General features: G+C 51.8%; 12 protein-coding genes and 1 pseudogene. 4 read left to right on the top strand and 9 right to left on the bottom strand.

The annotated features are described in order from the left end of the window. Window positions 1–62: 62 nt before the first annotated feature. Both AC3WTM_RS13840 and AC3WTM_RS13845 read left to right on the top strand, forming a co-directional pair. Window positions 63–1,061: a hypothetical protein gene (locus AC3WTM_RS13840; RefSeq protein WP_256586035.1), complete on the top strand. Its 999-nt coding sequence runs from the start codon at window positions 63–65 to the stop codon at window positions 1,059–1,061. A gap of 168 nt (window positions 1,062–1,229) precedes the next feature. Next, window positions 1,230–1,727 carry a hypothetical protein gene (locus tag AC3WTM_RS13845; protein WP_256228284.1) on the top strand — a complete coding sequence of 166 codons (498 nt, stop codon included), beginning with the start codon at window positions 1,230–1,232 and terminating at the stop codon, window positions 1,725–1,727. A 450-nt stretch (window positions 1,728–2,177) separates the two neighbouring features. On the opposite strand, the gene AC3WTM_RS13850 is transcribed toward AC3WTM_RS13845, so the two are convergent. Then, window positions 2,178–3,557 (bottom strand): DUF6035 family protein, encoded by a 1,380-nt coding sequence (locus tag AC3WTM_RS13850; RefSeq protein ID WP_020797634.1) that lies wholly within the window; start codon window positions 3,555–3,557, stop codon window positions 2,178–2,180. A 121-nt stretch (window positions 3,558–3,678) separates the two neighbouring features. Further along, the gene (locus tag AC3WTM_RS13855; protein WP_020797633.1) at window positions 3,679–4,401 is read right to left on the bottom strand and encodes a HEPN domain-containing protein; all 723 of its coding nucleotides are present in this window, start codon (window positions 4,399–4,401) and stop codon (window positions 3,679–3,681) included. Window positions 4,402–4,598: 197 nt separating this feature from the next. On the opposite strand from AC3WTM_RS13855, the gene AC3WTM_RS13860 reads away from it, so the two are divergent. Next, window positions 4,599–5,831: an RES family NAD+ phosphorylase gene (locus AC3WTM_RS13860; protein ID WP_219736431.1), complete on the top strand. Its 1,233-nt coding sequence runs from the start codon at window positions 4,599–4,601 to the stop codon at window positions 5,829–5,831. Window positions 5,832–5,860: 29 nt separating this feature from the next. Here the strand turns inward: AC3WTM_RS13860 and AC3WTM_RS13865 are convergent, their stop codons facing one another. Together AC3WTM_RS13865 and AC3WTM_RS13870 are read right to left on the bottom strand one after the other, a co-directional pair. After that, entirely contained in the window at window positions 5,861–6,535 is a 675-nt protein-coding gene (locus AC3WTM_RS13865; RefSeq protein WP_256228281.1) for a hypothetical protein, read from the bottom strand. A 1-nt stretch (window position 6,536) separates the two neighbouring features. Next, complete coding sequence (locus AC3WTM_RS13870) at window positions 6,537–6,707, bottom strand: hypothetical protein (RefSeq protein WP_020797630.1); 171 nt, start codon at window positions 6,705–6,707, stop codon at window positions 6,537–6,539. A gap of 771 nt (window positions 6,708–7,478) precedes the next feature. Here AC3WTM_RS13870 and AC3WTM_RS13875 point away from each other — a divergent pair. Beyond that, window positions 7,479–8,636 (top strand): hypothetical protein, encoded by a 1,158-nt coding sequence (locus tag AC3WTM_RS13875; protein ID WP_020797629.1) that lies wholly within the window; start codon window positions 7,479–7,481, stop codon window positions 8,634–8,636. Between the two features lie 121 nt (window positions 8,637–8,757). Here the strand turns inward: AC3WTM_RS13875 and AC3WTM_RS13880 are convergent, their stop codons facing one another. The 5 genes and pseudogenes from AC3WTM_RS13880 to nadE form a co-directional block, all read right to left on the bottom strand. Then, a complete protein-coding gene (locus AC3WTM_RS13880; protein WP_020797628.1) occupies window positions 8,758–9,273 on the bottom strand; it encodes a hypothetical protein in 516 nt (171 codons plus the stop codon). Continuing rightward, on the bottom strand, window positions 9,270–11,408 hold the full coding sequence (locus AC3WTM_RS13885) for a site-specific integrase (RefSeq protein ID WP_020797627.1): 2,139 nt from the start codon (window positions 11,406–11,408) through the stop codon (window positions 9,270–9,272). Before AC3WTM_RS13885 ends, AC3WTM_RS13880 begins: the two co-directional genes overlap by 4 nt. Further along, complete coding sequence (locus AC3WTM_RS13890) at window positions 11,408–13,858, bottom strand: tyrosine-type recombinase/integrase (RefSeq protein ID WP_020797626.1); 2,451 nt, start codon at window positions 13,856–13,858, stop codon at window positions 11,408–11,410. Before AC3WTM_RS13890 ends, AC3WTM_RS13885 begins: the two co-directional genes overlap by 1 nt. Then, on the bottom strand, window positions 13,855–15,147 hold the full coding sequence (locus AC3WTM_RS13895) for a tyrosine-type recombinase/integrase (RefSeq protein WP_256586034.1): 1,293 nt from the start codon (window positions 15,145–15,147) through the stop codon (window positions 13,855–13,857). Before AC3WTM_RS13895 ends, AC3WTM_RS13890 begins: the two co-directional genes overlap by 4 nt. A 114-nt stretch (window positions 15,148–15,261) precedes the next feature. Next, a pseudogene (gene nadE, locus AC3WTM_RS13900) lies at window positions 15,262–15,786 on the bottom strand (NAD(+) synthase); the annotation flags it as partial. Between the last annotated feature and the right edge of the window lie 2 nt (window positions 15,787–15,788).

The following is a 15,788-nucleotide window of genomic DNA, read 5'->3' on the forward strand; positions in this document are numbered from 1 at the left end:
CATCACCCCCAAACAGAAGTTGGCCCTCGCGGCCTGACCTCTACTTCTGGTGAGTACTAAAAATGGGAGGATTACCGTTCTACCTGAAAAATGGATACAAGGTTTCCTTTCTTCCGGAACTGAGCATCACCTGGCCGGACGGAAAGACCAAGAAGACACCCGATCTACTCGTTCAAACAGGTGAAGAAGGCTTTTATGTCGAGTGCAAGCGAGCTGCTCAGCAAACTAGATACTCGCTGGATGAGCGGAATGCTTGGGCTCAAATCTGGGCGGTACTGAGCCTTCACATGTTGAGGGTCGCGCCATGGAGCATTGTTGATATCACTTTCCATGACCAGGTCAAACATGCGTCGGCAGAGGAAGTGATCAGGGTTGTGGATTTGGTACTTCAGAAGGGCGGAGGCCGGGTAAGAAACGGATCGATCAGTGTCGAATTGCGCTGGGTTGATCGGGGGCCTCTTGAGCGTCATTACCGTCGCTTCTCAGTCCGACCCAACTGCCCACAGCATGAGTTTTTGGTGTTCGGTGACGTAGACAGCAATGAAAAGCGCAGCATTGCAACGATCGCAGAAAGCATCGTGCGCGCCGGCACTCCCGATAGCATTCTCAACATCTTTGTCCAGGACGTTGCTAACTGCGTGGCTGCTCAGTGGCGCTGTGATCATGAGATATCGCTCGGGCTACGTTCGAAGCACTTCAAAAGCCTAATCAACGACGCGGTGACTCAGATTCCACCGGACAAACCTGGAGTCGTTCACGTGTTCTATGAAACCCGCGATGGCATTGCGATTGAGGAGATGAGAAGAGCGAAAAACATCGACAACATCGCGAACTACGATGCGTCCGGTACAACTGTGGCGGGCGTGCTCATGCACGCCGTGAACTATTACCCCTTGGAAAATGGTTACCAGTGGGCTGAAACCACGCAGGACTTCGCCCGCGTCCCTAATTTCATGGATATTTACCCTGTGCAAACCTTGATGCTCTCCTCTGGGGCTGCGCGTGAAGTCGAGGGTGATACCCATTGGCGGCAGGACAAAGCCTCTAAAAAGCCGCGATAGTGCTGTAATAGAGCTTTGGCTTAAGGTAGTGACACCTACCCCCAGCGTCGCCAACCCGAGGTCGTTGTAAGGTCTGGCAGAGCAGGGCAGGGCGGTCAGAATGACCATTAAAATCTGTGGCAGAATGGCGACGCCCTCAGGGACTAGCCACCACTGGATGAAGAACACTTGTCAGCATTGATGCCCCTTGTGCCGCTGTTTGATTACGCGACCCTGGACAAAGAGGTTTGCGTACCGCACCCAGTCACTGGTTTGCTCAGCTATGGCTATATCGAACCCTACAGTAGTCGTAACCTCACGTTGCCCGGTGGCGAGATCTACCTGCGGGTAGGCAAGCATCATGGTTTCAGTAAAGGCTTTGGTGTTCGCCATATCTGGGAAGGTCACGGTCATGAACTGGTCGGTGCTGGCTGCCCGAAGATCGAAGATGTCCCGGCTTTCGTAGCGGCAATTCTGTCGCAGGGGGCGCAGATTCTTTGCGAGGGGTATCAAACCCGTGATGGTTACCGTTTGACGATTGTGAGGGGCGCGAAGGGGGTTGTGATCCTCTCCCCACAGCTGGATGCCGAAGGCGAGAATTTCTATTCTGTAGTGACCGCTTACAAGGTTCTGAAGAAGCAGAGCGCGATGAAGGTCGGCACGCTGAAAGCAAAAAAGGCGCCGTAGGCGCCTTTTTAGAGAATTCATTGAGGGCTGGTAGTCGCAGCGCTTGCTTAGCACGTCCAGGCAGAGCTGCCTGAAAGGGGTCGGAAGCTAACCATTGTTGCCGGTTACCGCTACCGCACAGGTGGCGACCTGCGCAATCCACACTGATCTGCCAATATCGCCATGATCCAGATCAGCCCTGCTCTTATTGAGCCCTCGTGATCATTCTTGAGCAACGAGGGTCACTATGTCAACACAGAAAGTGGAAATTACTTCGGCAACCGCCCAGGTTTTGGGCTGGAGCGCCCCCGTCAAGCTGCTTGACGAGGATCACGCTGCAGAGCGCTCGCAGGCTATCGGCAACCATCTATCATAACGCTTCCCCCGCAGGATGCGGCAGCGAAGTCGACGTTCGGCCAAGATACTCTAGAACCCTTCCATGCGCCCCCGGTTCGCAGTGCTCTTCGCGGGTTACCAATCCCTGGCTTGGGCGAGCTTCTCGGTAATCTCGGGAACGAGGAATGCGATCAGTCGGTTGAGGCTGGGATCTTGCCGGAACGCCTCGTCATGATTCCTCATACCGTCCTTGATGACCTCAATGCGCCGAAGCCACGTACCTTTGGTGTCCTGCTCCTTCAGCAGATGCTCGGTATCGCATAGTTTGAGCGCCCAGCCAAACGGGTAGAGGTACTGCTTGTAGTGGTCGAACGCAGTGTTGGCAACGTTCAGTAAGCGCGGCAGGTTGTAACCGACAGGCCGGCCAAAGCGGGCGCTCAGCATCAGTGAAATCGCTCCATGAAATTTGCCCGTGCGGTAGTCCGTTGGCAGGTGCAAGCGCGGTAAAGCAACGCGCATCTTTTCCCGCAGAATAACCCAGGCGGCATCCGTTTCCCGGCAATCATTTGGGGCATGTTCGAACCAGAAGTCATAAAACGCCTGGCGGGCTTTCGAGATATCCAATGAGCTTTCCAACTCGGCACGAATGGCATCGTAGTCCTTGAAGAACACCTTCTGTGCCTTGGTATCTACAGTTAGCTGGTAGAGGAAAACCTCCTCCATCACCCACTCGTTGATGATCGTCTTGCCCCTCAGGTGCGGTACCGCATACCAGCAATCCATGGCCATGTGTTTCGCGTGTCGCGATCGCTCCAGTGTTGCCTCATTCACGATGAAGACGTTGTGGTTGTTCAGGTAGAAGATGTCTTCCTCGGAGGTTCGAGTGATGCTTGGATCGAAGCTCTGGAATACCCAGACCATGCCGCCGTTGTTCATTCGGTAGAATTCGCGCCGGCCTACGATCTCGGTTAGATAGGTGGTCGAGAGCTGCACCTCGAATGCCAGTCGCTGGCCGGCGTGTTCTACCTGCACATCCGGCTTGCGCCACTGCGCTCGGTCAGCAAGCCGCATGCCCTTCCAGACAGCTTCCACTTGCGGCTCGCTGCAGTTTTCATCGGCAATCAAGCTGTCTCGAATGATGCTCTTGAGCCTGAGGTGAGCAGAGCTTTCCTTGGCTGCGTTGTACTTAATGCAGTTGATCTGCTCAGCACTGAGTTGGCCACGCGTGGAAATCGAACACTTCTGCTCGACCTCCTCTCGCGGGTGGTGGCGGAAGTGAAAACGCCGACCTTTGGTGCGTACCAGGATGACCGGCGCCGAGCATAACTGGCAGACCAGCCAGGGTTCTTCGGGATTGCGTGCATACCTGCTGGCCAGCTCGCCCCGGTCTTTGATGACCAGGCTCAGCTCGCGGCTCAGGAAAACCTGCAGGTCGACGTTTTCGCCGTTCTCCATGTCGAGGATCTCGGTCAGGAGCATGGTGTCGGTGGGCTGTGCGATTTCATGGGTGAACATACGGCTTCCTTTCGTGGGGTCTCCTAACCAGCCTCCGGAAATCAGCGGCCCGCTGCCACCGAACCCTTTACACTTACTCACACCCTGATTTGCACACGGTCAGCGTCCACTGGTGCGCCATCTAGAAATCAGCGGACTCTCGTTCGCAGGCGGCATTATCGATCCTGGATTTCAGCTCTTCAGCAAATTCACGAATGGTGCGTATTGCCTGTTTAACCTCTTCCGTAGTGAGCTCGATCGGCTGATCGTCGACAGTCTTACCATTGCGGTGGACGATGTCATGGCGCTTGCTGCAGATGCGACCGATCTCGCCCACCTCCAAGCTGTCCATGTGTTTGCCAAACATCGCACCCAGCACCTCTTTCACCGTTCCGACGTTGTGCAGCGTCAGCTCCTTCAGTGTGGTGAGGACGATGCTCTCCACGAGCTTGGGCTGCTCGGCAACCTCCTTGAGGTTGATCGTGCGCGTACTCAGCTTCCGGTACCCAGCCACCAGATTGATCAGCAGCCCCTTGTCACTAACGACGAGCTTGCAAACGACAGAACTGATAAGCGCCTCCATCAAGGTCACGGCATGGGCATACACAAGCTTGTTCAGTGTATCGGTGTGCTGCTCACTATCGCCAAGCGTCAATAGGCTGGATGCGGTCGCAAGGTCTTCGGGAAAGTTGAGGAAAAACTCGCTATGCGTATGCCGGTTCAGCCATTGGAACTCAGCTTCTTCCTCTTCTCCGTCAAGCATGGCTGAGTACTCGGCGGCCAGCTCCGCCCAGCGCTCATCATCCTTGTCGATGTCGATTCCATATACCTGTTTGATCCCCTCAATGCAGCCTTGCTGTTGCAACTCGAAGAAGTGTTCCTTGACGCTGCTAATACGATGTCCTGTCCTGTGACGTTCATGGAGGGGTGTCGCTGTGCGTGGAAGCTCACGCAACGGATCGGCAAATCAGGTGTTGGTCTGCGGATGATCATCAGCGATCATGCCGAGCTTCCACGTACTTGTACTTTGCCACCATTATGCAAAAGGACGATGAGCACGCGATGGCTGAAAATGTAAATGTGTGTTCCGAGTGTGCATTCGATTCTTTTCTTGGCGAGCAGATCCGGCTCAAAGGTAGCGCCGTTGTGTGTGGGCTCTGTAACTCGACGCGTACGTGCTCACCGCTCAGCGAGATCGTTACCTGCGTGGAGGACGCCCTCGGTAAACACGTTTGTGTAGGAACTCACCGTCACGTTGGTGGCGACGGCGACTTCTTCGTAACGCATGGCGATAACATCGAGCACTGGATCATCTCGATGTTTGGTTGTTCAGCTAGTGAGCCAATCGTGGGCGCGGTTTGCAGCAACCTGACGTCCTTCCGGCGCGACGACGAATACCTGAAGAGGTCTTCCACACATGATCATATTGGCTTGAAATGGGGAGAGTTTGAGGAAGGTGTAAAGCACGGCAGTCGCTTTTTCAATCAGCAAGCCAGAGAATACTTAGACTGGCTATTCGAAGGGCTGCATAAGTACTCAGAAGAGTCAGAGGCTCTGTCTGTGGTGCGCGTGCTGACTCCTGAAAACGCTCCACCAATTTACCGCGCCCGCACCTGCATGACGTCGTCAAGCGTTGATGAAATCAGCGCCGATCCCGCGACCAAGCTCGCGGCGCCGCCTAAGGCGCTGGCAGGCGAGGGGCGAATGAACCCCAATGGCGTACCGGCATTTTATGGTGCCTTCAAGCGAATAACCTGCGTGGCTGAACTTCGACCTCCGGTAGGTGGGACTGTCGTCAGCGGGGAGTTCAGATTGAACAAATCGGTTAGCGTGCTGGACTTCGAACGATTCGAAAATGCCGATCTTGGGCTCGAGCCGAGCGTCTTCGATCCCGACTACTTCCGAAAGTCCGGGCGCAGGGAATTCCTCAAGTACCTGCACGATAAGATCACCGCACCAGTGCTCCCAGGATCGGAGAGAAATTATCTGGTATCTCAGTTCATCGCCGAATACCTGGCCACCTGCGTAGAGCCTCGTATCGATGGCGTCATCTTCAAGTCGGTTCAGGATCCCTCGGGAAGTAACATCACCCTGTTCTCGCATGTCGTCTGCGTAGAAACGGCATTGCAGTGGGAGTTCGACGGCAGCCATGGAGTGCGGGGGCCGAGACAATCTGACCCCCCTCGCATTGCGTATGTAAACGCAAGCCTCGTTCAGCACTCTATCAAAGCAGTGGAGTACCGCCCCATCGATAAAGCCCTCTCGGAGAGGGCTCAGGGCTGCGAGAGTATTTAGCCGGGGCGTTGCAGCAGCCAGGCGGCTGCTTAGCGGGTTGAGGTTACTGGCGTCGATGCTGACGCCGACTCGACTGGCAGGTCGGCTTTCGGGGCGGGTCTGATCAAGATGCCGACGCCGAAGGTTTCGGCCAAACCGGAAATGATCCGTTCCTTCGTACTCTGTGCGAAGTCGTCGCGGGTGACGCTGGACGCCGCCCCGAACAGAACAAGGATGACGATAAGGGTCGTGAGTGCATTGCCTACGACACCGCCGATGCCTCCAAAGAACAGCGCTTTGGAGCCATGTAAGAACTGCTCGAATTTCGACTCAGGCTTGTGCCGCTTGATGAAAAGCCAAAGCTCAGCCTTGTACTGCTCCTCCATCTCATCCAGCTTGTCCTGGATAGCCTGAGCCAGATAATCGTTGAACAGGTTGTTGGCGGTGTCTTTGTACATATCCACGGCAGGTAATTCTGCACAATGGACGTGGTTGCGGACTTCCGCGTCGCTGGGCTGCCTTTTGTTTCGCGACGCGAATTGCTGGAGATACTGCTGCTTGCTCTGCTTGTACATACAATAGGCGAGCTGCCCCACGATGTCATCGGGGTTCTCGACCAGCTTTTCGTACATGACATTGTGCTCCACCACCGACTCGTCGTCGTTGGCGGAGGGCTTGGGTAGGAAGGGCTTGGGAGGCGCTTTTTTGGGGCCTTTCTTACGCATCCTATCGAGAAGCCACACGCTTGACCTTCGCGAAGCGAGCGTTGATGGTGGCTGCACTCTCTGTGCTCAGACCGCGCGCAAAGGCACTCACAGCCTTTTTAGAGCTGTGGCGTTTCAAGACTTTGGACACAAGGTCGTTTTTGCCCATAAGGCTTTTGAGGAAAGCAGTCATAAATCCTCCTGATTCATAGGGCATTGTACACCAAACCCCGCAGCCTACCAACGGAGCGGAGGAACGCTGCGCCCTCTGCAGACGACCGTTCAGTGGCTGCCACGCAGGTAGATTAGGTGAAGCGCTATCTCTTATCAACGTCTGCTACCCGGTGCGCTGATGGAAAGCTCCACGAACTGCGTCTGGTAGAGCTGGCCAATAAGAATCAATGCACCGCCCAGAATATACGGCGGGCGGGGCGTATCGCAGCAAAGCCGATTTCTGCGGAGCCACCCCGGAGCGGATTCACGAGATCTTCATGTCCTCAGAGTGGCAAGCGGGTAGGCGGGATGGAGGCTGATGGTTATTTGACCAGATCCTAAATCTCCACAGGACGTAGCCAGAGAATCTCTGGGCGTGTTCGCTCGTCCGTACCTTTGGTGTATGTCGATGACTTGATGGATGATTCTAAAATCATCTACCCACGACGCTGACCCTTCTAGAGCCCATCGCACGTACTGTGCGGAAGCATATCAATCGATCTCTATTTTGCTCCTGAGCAAACAGCCTAGGGCATGTAAACTATCGAAAATTCCCCCTCCTGAATGATAGTGGCACAAATCTTTTTTGGGGGACGCGCTTGTGCCATCATTCCGTTCCGGGCAGCGCTTATCAGAAATTGAAGCGTATTGTCCTAAGCCTGCAGCTTGTCTTCTCCAGATCTATTGGGGCAGGAATTTTGACCGTTGAGCTGAATGATTCGGCTTTGTGTTTTGATGTCTAGGAGCGGAAATGAGTGGGCTCTCATCGTCAGTAGAAAATAGGTTGAGTAAGTTCCAGCCACCAGTAGACCATAAGGAATTTGAAAGGTTATGCGTAGACGTCTTTGAGTTTATCCTCAAGGCGCGAAATATTAAAATATTAAGTAAGTTGCACAATCGCGTGCACGCGTATGGGACTACCGGGGACAAGCAGTATGGTGTTGATGTAAGAGATCCGGCCACTATGGCTGTGGCGCAGTGTAAGAGGCAGGTTGACATAACTACAACCACGCTTCAGCGTGAGCTTAAGCTGCTCATGGAGTACGAAAAGGACGTTTCGCACTATTTTTTCTTGATTAGTCATTCGGATGTCAAAAAGTCATTGTCTGATTGGGTGGAAAAGAAAAATACCAAGGCGAAAGCAGAGCGTGATGACTCCACACCTTTTCCCTGCCTTCCTTCTGTTGCATTGCCAGAGCTGCACATACTAGGTTGGGATGAAATCAGGAGCTACCTTGGTCAAAGCACATTCCTGCTGTGGAAGTGGCAGGTGTCAATACCAGTCGGTCAAAACTTTCATCTGGATGGTTTAGATATTAATGGTCTTGATCGGGAAGTTAGAAGATTCAAGGATGAAATTGATCCCGCTGAAACACCTCTCTCTCAAGAAGCGATTGATGCAATTGAAAGCTTACTCTCAACAATCGACATTGAACGAATTCTTACTATAGGTGCTGGCCCGCTGATTGACGTAAAGGTAGTTAATGGAATCGGTACCTTTATAAATGAACTGGCTGAAACCTATAGAGTCATCCGCACATATCCCGAAGCCATCAGAAAAATCGATAAAAGAGACTTGATAGTAGTAGAGCAGGGGTATTCGTTACTTAATGATTTGGCTAGACAGAAGGCGCGGATTTCTGCGTATCCATACCTGCGAAGGATTCTATTTGCTTGCCAAGCTCTCCGTTGGTGCTTGACTCGACCTGAGTGCTATATGTGGGAGCCTGAAGAAGTCATTGACGAATGTGGAGATCAGCATGTGGTGGACGGCGTAACTCAGTTACGATTCAACTTTACCAAAAAGGAAAGTACATACTATGGAATAGCTTACACTGATCCAAAGGAAGTAATTAAGCTGACTGGGAAAATTGTCAAGGGGATAAGGTATCTCACTTCTTTTAGTTGAGGGCCCACCTAGGTATCTAATGGTGTAGTCGGTGTTAAATTAGCCTTTGGAATGTGTTTTTTGGCAGTGCCCGCCCCCACCGCTCGATTTTGCTTGAGGGCGGGGGGCTGAAGTCGCAATATCATTTAGCTGGCGACAGATTTCGCTTCAAGAATGTGAGTTCTTCTTCCTGCAAGGCGAGCGCGTCCTGCAGCTTACTGATTTCATATGTTTGCTTATTGATATTTTCTAAGTGTTCTCGTGATTGTTTCATGTAGAAATTTCTGCTCGCTTCGGTTTCTTTAAGCTTTTTGATCAGCGAGTTATTGCTATTGCGAGCGTCCTGAAGCTGTGTGAACCAATAAATAACCTCAAGCCGACTTAGCTCCAGAAGCTCCTCTGGTGTTTTTTGGCCAGCCTTGATAATAGCGTCATCTTTCTTTTGCTGAACGCGATTTTCTTTGATTACGTTAAGTTTCTCTAGTGGCCATTTGCGGTTATAAATGGTATTTCGATGCACACCAGATAGCTTGGCCAGCGATGAAACAGACGCAGATAGTGAAGAATCCTTTTCTAATTTACGCAGCGCCTCATTAAGTTGTCGCGTTACTGCCTCAAATAATTCTTCGTTCTTTTCATCGTATGGAGAAGAGCTCATACTACCAACTCCTCGCCCAATCCTTGCAGTACCGCCTCAGCCTCAGCGATTGCCGCCTTCATCTGCGCAATCGATTTCGCAAAGCCACCATAAATAAGCTGATCGGATGACTTGACCTCCGACTCGAGCTTTCTGACTGCAATCGTGTTTTGCACATAAATCTCGCGCCACTTGGGTGCATTGGCCTTGGTGACCACAGCGTTTTTGCAGCGATATGGGTTGCACCGAAGCGAACCGATACAAGGGAGCGATGCGTCGAAGTCCTCTGTAGCGTCGCCATAGCAGTAGCCTTGACCCACGTTGATGATCGCAAAGCCGAGCTCAACCATCCGATCAAAGATTTCGTCTCTGGTGTAGCCTGCCTCAAGATAGCCTTGGAAGTATTTCTTCAATCGCTCCCGATGGGCTCCGGCATTTTCACCCACGTAGCCGCCATCGGGATCGCAGGCATTCATGATGAATTCTTTTTCGGCATCGTGCCGAATGGCATTTGCGGCGTCGCGCCCCGCGTCGGAGGTGAGTGCTGAGCCGATATTGCCATAGTCAATCGTGACGGCGCTTAGGCGGTTTTGCCCAATGCCACTCACAAGATTTCCAAAATGCTTCAGTTGGTAGGAGATGAAAGGAAGTCCTACGGAAGCACGAAACATTTGATGCGCCAGGGAGTGACGCAGGGTATAAGCGGAGACATCAAGAGTTTCTAGTTCTTCGAAATCTAAGACTTCTGATAGGAACGCCCACAAAGTGTGGTCAAAATTTCCGATCGAATTTGCGCTTCCCTGTTGCCCAGGGGCCACGGTATTCATATTGGCTATCAAGTACGGGTTCTGCTTGAACCGGTTTAGTATTTGTAGTGTCCTTACGGCATCCATGACGATAGGAATCGCTGCCCATTTATCGCCAAAAAGTTTTCCAAACGCCTCGCGATTTTTAATGACTGTGCTCAGGATTAAATTGTGACCAAACTCACTTGTCGTTAGGCATCCTTGCGCCATTATGCCTGAGAGCTCGGATGGCCTCATGCCAGTGTATTGAGCGATTATGTAATATGCGCTGTTGCTGATGTGTGTAATGTACTGATAAAAGTCCTCATCCATCTTAGCCTTGGTCAATTTGCAGATGGCTTCCTTATCCTTAAACATTCCTTCACGTTGGAGAGACCAGTATTCTGGGTCGCTGTAGTAAAGGAACGGTTCGATTTCTTTTCCTGTATATCCTCTAGAAGTCAGACGAATGGCTACATAGATGTCAAAATTTTTCTTGGTGAGTTTGGCTATGGCTGCAGCGTCGTAACCACTAACCTTTACTCGTTCAAGGCCATCTTTGTCACAAACAGGTTCCTTCAACGCTTTCAGGAAGTCGACAACCGCGAAAGTGGCTTTGCGTGAGCATTTCTCAAAGATGTGGTTGTCAAAATGTTTTTGTTTTTTACGGATTTTAGGATCAGTAATGCTGTTTTGTGGCCACTCCAGAGTATGCATTTCTACAAAAGGCAGTGGCTTCGCAAACAGATTTTCGAGTAAAAAATGTGAGCGTAGGAGTGTGAATCCTAAATTCGTGACGTTCCGAAAAGCACGATCGTATACTTTGGCTTCTACAGCATAATCATCTTCACCGAAGTCTGCGAGGCTGTAGTAAGAAAGCTCGAAATATTCATCGCCCTGTTCACAACGTTTGCGAGCACACATTTTATCAATGAACGGGATGACTGACTTGAAAATATCGATGATGGTGTGCGGCTTTAAAGTTTTAAGCCTTTCTCCAGTTCGAATGGCCCCTGGCATTTGAAGTGCGCAGACGAATGCAATTTTCAACTCGAAGAGAATCGTTGAGTTAAGGTTTTTGTAGTTCCCAAAGTCAATCCTAGACTTTGAGCCCTGAATATTTCTCGCCAGAAGATGCGGTTCGTCATTGAAGTCCCATACCAAGTCCCTGATGACGCTGAGCTTACTCACGGGAAGATTCATAAGTGCATTGTGGATCGCAACAGGGTCGTAGCCGACGCTGGGCTCACCATGGCTGAGTTGGCCGGAGCTACTAAGTCCTTCGGCAAGAACGTTCTGAGCACTGAGTAGGCACAGGAATTGATCTCTTGCCGGTTTAATCTGGTAGATAAGGGTATCGAGCGAAGTCATCAAAGGGTCATACCTTCTACCAGGGTGCTTGTAATGATGTGTTCAGATAGTCGCTCGGCATACTCCAGTTGCTCGATATCGAAACCCTGCGCCGACGGTGTCAGGATGGAGTTCAGCGTTTCTAGGTTCTCCCGGATGATTCGCCCATAGGGAGTTTGCGCGACGGCGCTGGTCTCCATCATCGCGTTATAGTCCCTTCGCATAGCGAACAGGTCAGGCAGGTTAGAGACCGTAATGATGCTGTTTCGGCAGGAAAGGCATTTGTTCAGAAGCGAGCATGGGTTCCCTTCCTTATAGCTTGGCGATTTCCTGATCTCTGGTGGGGGATCGTAGACATTTCGACACTCGACCAGTCCAGTGCTGATGGTGACTGCTGGGGAGCTGAGGTCGTTTGGGGTATCGATGTTGGTCTTGGGAGCGTTTACGCTGCTCGCTTCATCCAGCACGAATTCCTTGTGTATCTTCAGCAAAGCTTCATCAACCACTTTCTGCGCGGTTTTGCTGAACTCTAACTGGTCGAGGTAGTTGATCGTGGTGGAGATGCTTCGATGGCCGAGAATCATTTGAATCTCACGCAGAGAAACACCCTGATCGACCAGTTCTGCTACAAGGCTAGGCCTTAACCTTGAAGCAGAGATTGCCATGTCGTCACCATTGTCTTTCTTCAAGTTATGATCTTTAGCAAACCGATTCATCACCAGGTTGATGATGTTGGAGTTCTCAATCGATTTGATCTCGCGATACTCGGATCTTTTCAAGGATTCATAAATAAAAAGCTTCTCTCTAACGGGAGGGGCAGCGCGGTCACGGATGTGACGAGTTAAGTAGATCACATCGTTGAAGATCTTCTCGACTTCAACGCTCTGAGCAACACTAAGCCAAGTGACGTCAGCATCCATGAGATCAAGGCCAGCATTCATGAGATCAAGGTGGTAGAGTTTTTCTCCGCCTGATCGCTCCTTCCAGTAGCGCAGGTAGGGCCGCTTGGTGATTTCATGGCATTTGATGAAGTCATCCACATCCAGAGATTTCACAGAGTCGGCATTGAGTCCTGTTACTTGTGCTAAGCGGATTAAATAGGGGGCGAGTAATCTGGATGTATATTCGTAGATGACACCCCAGCTCTTATAGATATCGATGATGCCAAATTCTGAATAATCCAGGATTTTGCAAAAAGCTTTCTCGTAGAAGTTATTTTGGTCAGCAAATGCACGGCTAAGGCGTTGGCAGTTGAGTTTGTTTTCAAAAATCCATCTGGCATTTTCTAGTGTGCCAAGGCCGCTCTGAATATGACCTTTAGCATTGACGGGGTCGCAGCCGCCATTAAACTGCTGGTAATCCGCCGCGAGTCGATTGGTTTCCTGGATTTCTAACTCGCAGGCCTCTTTGATTCTGATTCGCTCTGGAGAAGTATAGGGGCGATACTCATCGGTGCTTCTGCTTGTTTCGAACCCTTGAGTGTCCACAAAACTACTGAAGCCAATTCCTTTGATTTTCAACGAGCGCTTTAACATTTTGCGTGTGCATGAAATGGCATTGTCAGCTATATGCGATGTCGTTGCCCCAATGCTAAGTTGCTCTACCATGTAGTTTCGAAGCCGAGTCAAGTAGTTTGGCGTGATGCATTGCAATGCATGCTCAGTGCCGGTGTAGCCAACTTCTTGCAAGTGTTGACTGACATACCTGAAGCCTTCGACAAAATTGCGCTGCCCAGACTCAGACCTGGTAGCCATCGATGCTGCGGCAAACATGTGGAAGATTTGAATGAATGGGCGTGCGGGGTCAACCGGTACCAGGTCTTCGACATGCGAGAGCGGGATTGATCGCAGCGTATTCAGCTGCTTTTCCCAAGTCTCACCTTTTGGGAATTGCTCTTTCTTTTCGTCGATCTCAAGATTTCGCTCAGCAACTGTTTTGTAATTGGCGTCTACGACACCGCGTTTTTCTAGATCTAACAAGATGTCGCTGAAGGTTTGCTCTACAAGTGGGATATTCAAACGTGCCCACTTGAGATTTCCCATTCCCGGTACATTCTGGAGGCATCTGCGGACTGAAATGGTATTGCTTACAATCGGGATGGCTTGCTTCTCGGCATCCGTCATACCTTCATACCAGCACAGCAGCTTGCGACGCCATTCATTGGCAATCGAATTATGCCCGGGGATAATAATTTCCTCATCAATCATTCTTTGGATGACTGAATTTAGGATTGCGGTTCTCGTTTTGAAGACGCCATAGGATGTGTCCAGCTGGGTCTCTAAATAAGTGGGTGCGATAGCCGGCTCGCCCTTTTGATTAAGCTGCACATTAAGAAGGCTTGACCGGCTGGATTTGATCTTTTCGGCCCACGAGTCGATCTCTTTCGTGATATCGGCCTCCAAGCGCTTCTTGCGCTTTATCGGCTCTTGGGCGGCCTCTGTAAGTTCGCCTTCAGGAGATTCATATTTCATTTTTTGTCTCCTGTACGGATTCGCTTGGTAGTTCTTTCACGGAGTAGTTCCATCTCGCTGGCTTTGGTCTTTTCCACGGAATTAGGGTCGGCGAGCTTTTTATACAAATCATGAGGGATCAGCGTGTAACCCTCAGATGTCGTCTCCCGATTGTGCCCATACGACTTCGTGAGCGTAACGAGACGATCGACGTAATCATTGCCTAGGTCAGGGCTGTTGAGAATCGCGTATGCGCCGCCGTGGCGCAGCTTGTGCGGCGAGATGAGCCGCCTGGTTTTCCTCGCATTCCTGGCCCGCTTGGCGACGCGGTCAAAGAGCTTCTCGATGCTCTTGGTCTTGTAGGGCTCACCATGTGAGTTGAAGAACGCGGGTGTTTCTTCTGGAGTCGGGTATCGATTAGCAGAGCGCCGGTATAGAGGAGTCCTGTGGTAGTTCTCGATGCGTTCCAGCGTCGTCCGGCTGACCAGCGTCACACGCGGCTTGATCTGATTCTTTCTGCCCTTGCTCCCTTGGATATGGAGCGGGCAGTACTCCGCCTTCAACGGTCTTGCGTGAGACAATCCTGCGGTGATGAACTGCAGCTTCTGAAAGTCGAGCGCATCTCGTACCGCCTGCAGCGTAACGCGAGGTACTTCTGACTCCCGCATTCCAGTGTCGTATACGGCCTGGATCAGGCACCGCTCACGCTCCGATTCAGCGTGTAGGATCAACTGCTCCAGCTCATCCATGCTGCAGGGTTGAACGATACCCAGGGTGTTTGCTTTGCCACTCCAAATTAGGCCTGTCTCGTAGGGATTGTCCTCTCGGAGCGCCGGGCTCTCATCAAACTGCTTGCATAGAAACGTTGTGAACAGGTGATGATGGGCTGAGTCCCTTCCTTTAATTGTTTTGGGCGCAAGGCCTGCAGTGTTCAGGCCGGCCAGATAACTCTCAAGCCTACCTATAGTGACGCTCAACAACGCTTCGTCTCGGTCACTGCTCTCAAACTCCACCTGGGTCTTCAGGTCATCCAGAAGGTACCCAATACGGTACGCGTAGGACTTGGTGCTGGCATCAGCCAGTAGGTTATTCCGGTAGTTGCGGCAGAGATATTCCGAGGTCAGGGGTTGGAGTTGCTCGCCACTCCCTATCAACACGCACCCGGTGACCTTCACTTCGAGATGTTGAGCTTCAGGTTGGGACAAGAACTGCTCCCGATACTTGCCTTCAGTCAGGACAGAATTTCTTAGGTCTAGGAGCTTTCCCTTGACTGCAACCATCTTCATCAACGCACCACCTTCGGTTTCCATTTCAATCAGTTGAGGAACCAGCGGTGTGCATTATGAGTGGGGAGATAAGGTAAGGGGAAGTGGGTAGGACGGGGGGTACAGAGGGTGTTGTGCAGTTTAGTGTAGGGGGGTAGAAATCACCGCTTCCGCCGCGTGATCGGTGCCGATCACCAGGCCATGGGCAGCGCCAGCGATGGTGTACTGGGCGACCATGCGCATGCGCGCCTTGGTGTTGCCGAGCACGAAATCCACCGACACCGCATGTTTGCCTTCGAAGGCCGCCACTTCATTGGCCAGGGATTTGACCGCCGGACCGATATTTACGGTGTGGCGCTCGTCCGGCTTGATGAAATCCACCGAAGCCTGGGCGTCGTGTTCATCGAACTGGGTTTCGTAGGGCAGGCGTACGGCGATGAATTTGTAGGCGGCATCACCGCTGCGCTGGCGCAGTTCACGGACGGCCCGTTGGGCCAGCAGGCCGGCGGTGAGGGAGTCGACACCACCACTGATGCCCAGTACCAGGGTTTTGAGCCCGGAATTGACCAGGCAGTCCTGAATGAAGGTCACCCGCCGGGCGACTTCGGCCTCAAGGGCGGCTTCGTCGGCGAATGGCGGCTGGACCTTGAGCTGTTCAGCAATCTCACGCTGTACGGCTTGCATGA

The organism is Pseudomonas sp. EU05-FHT14B02 (genome assembly GCF_058791055.1).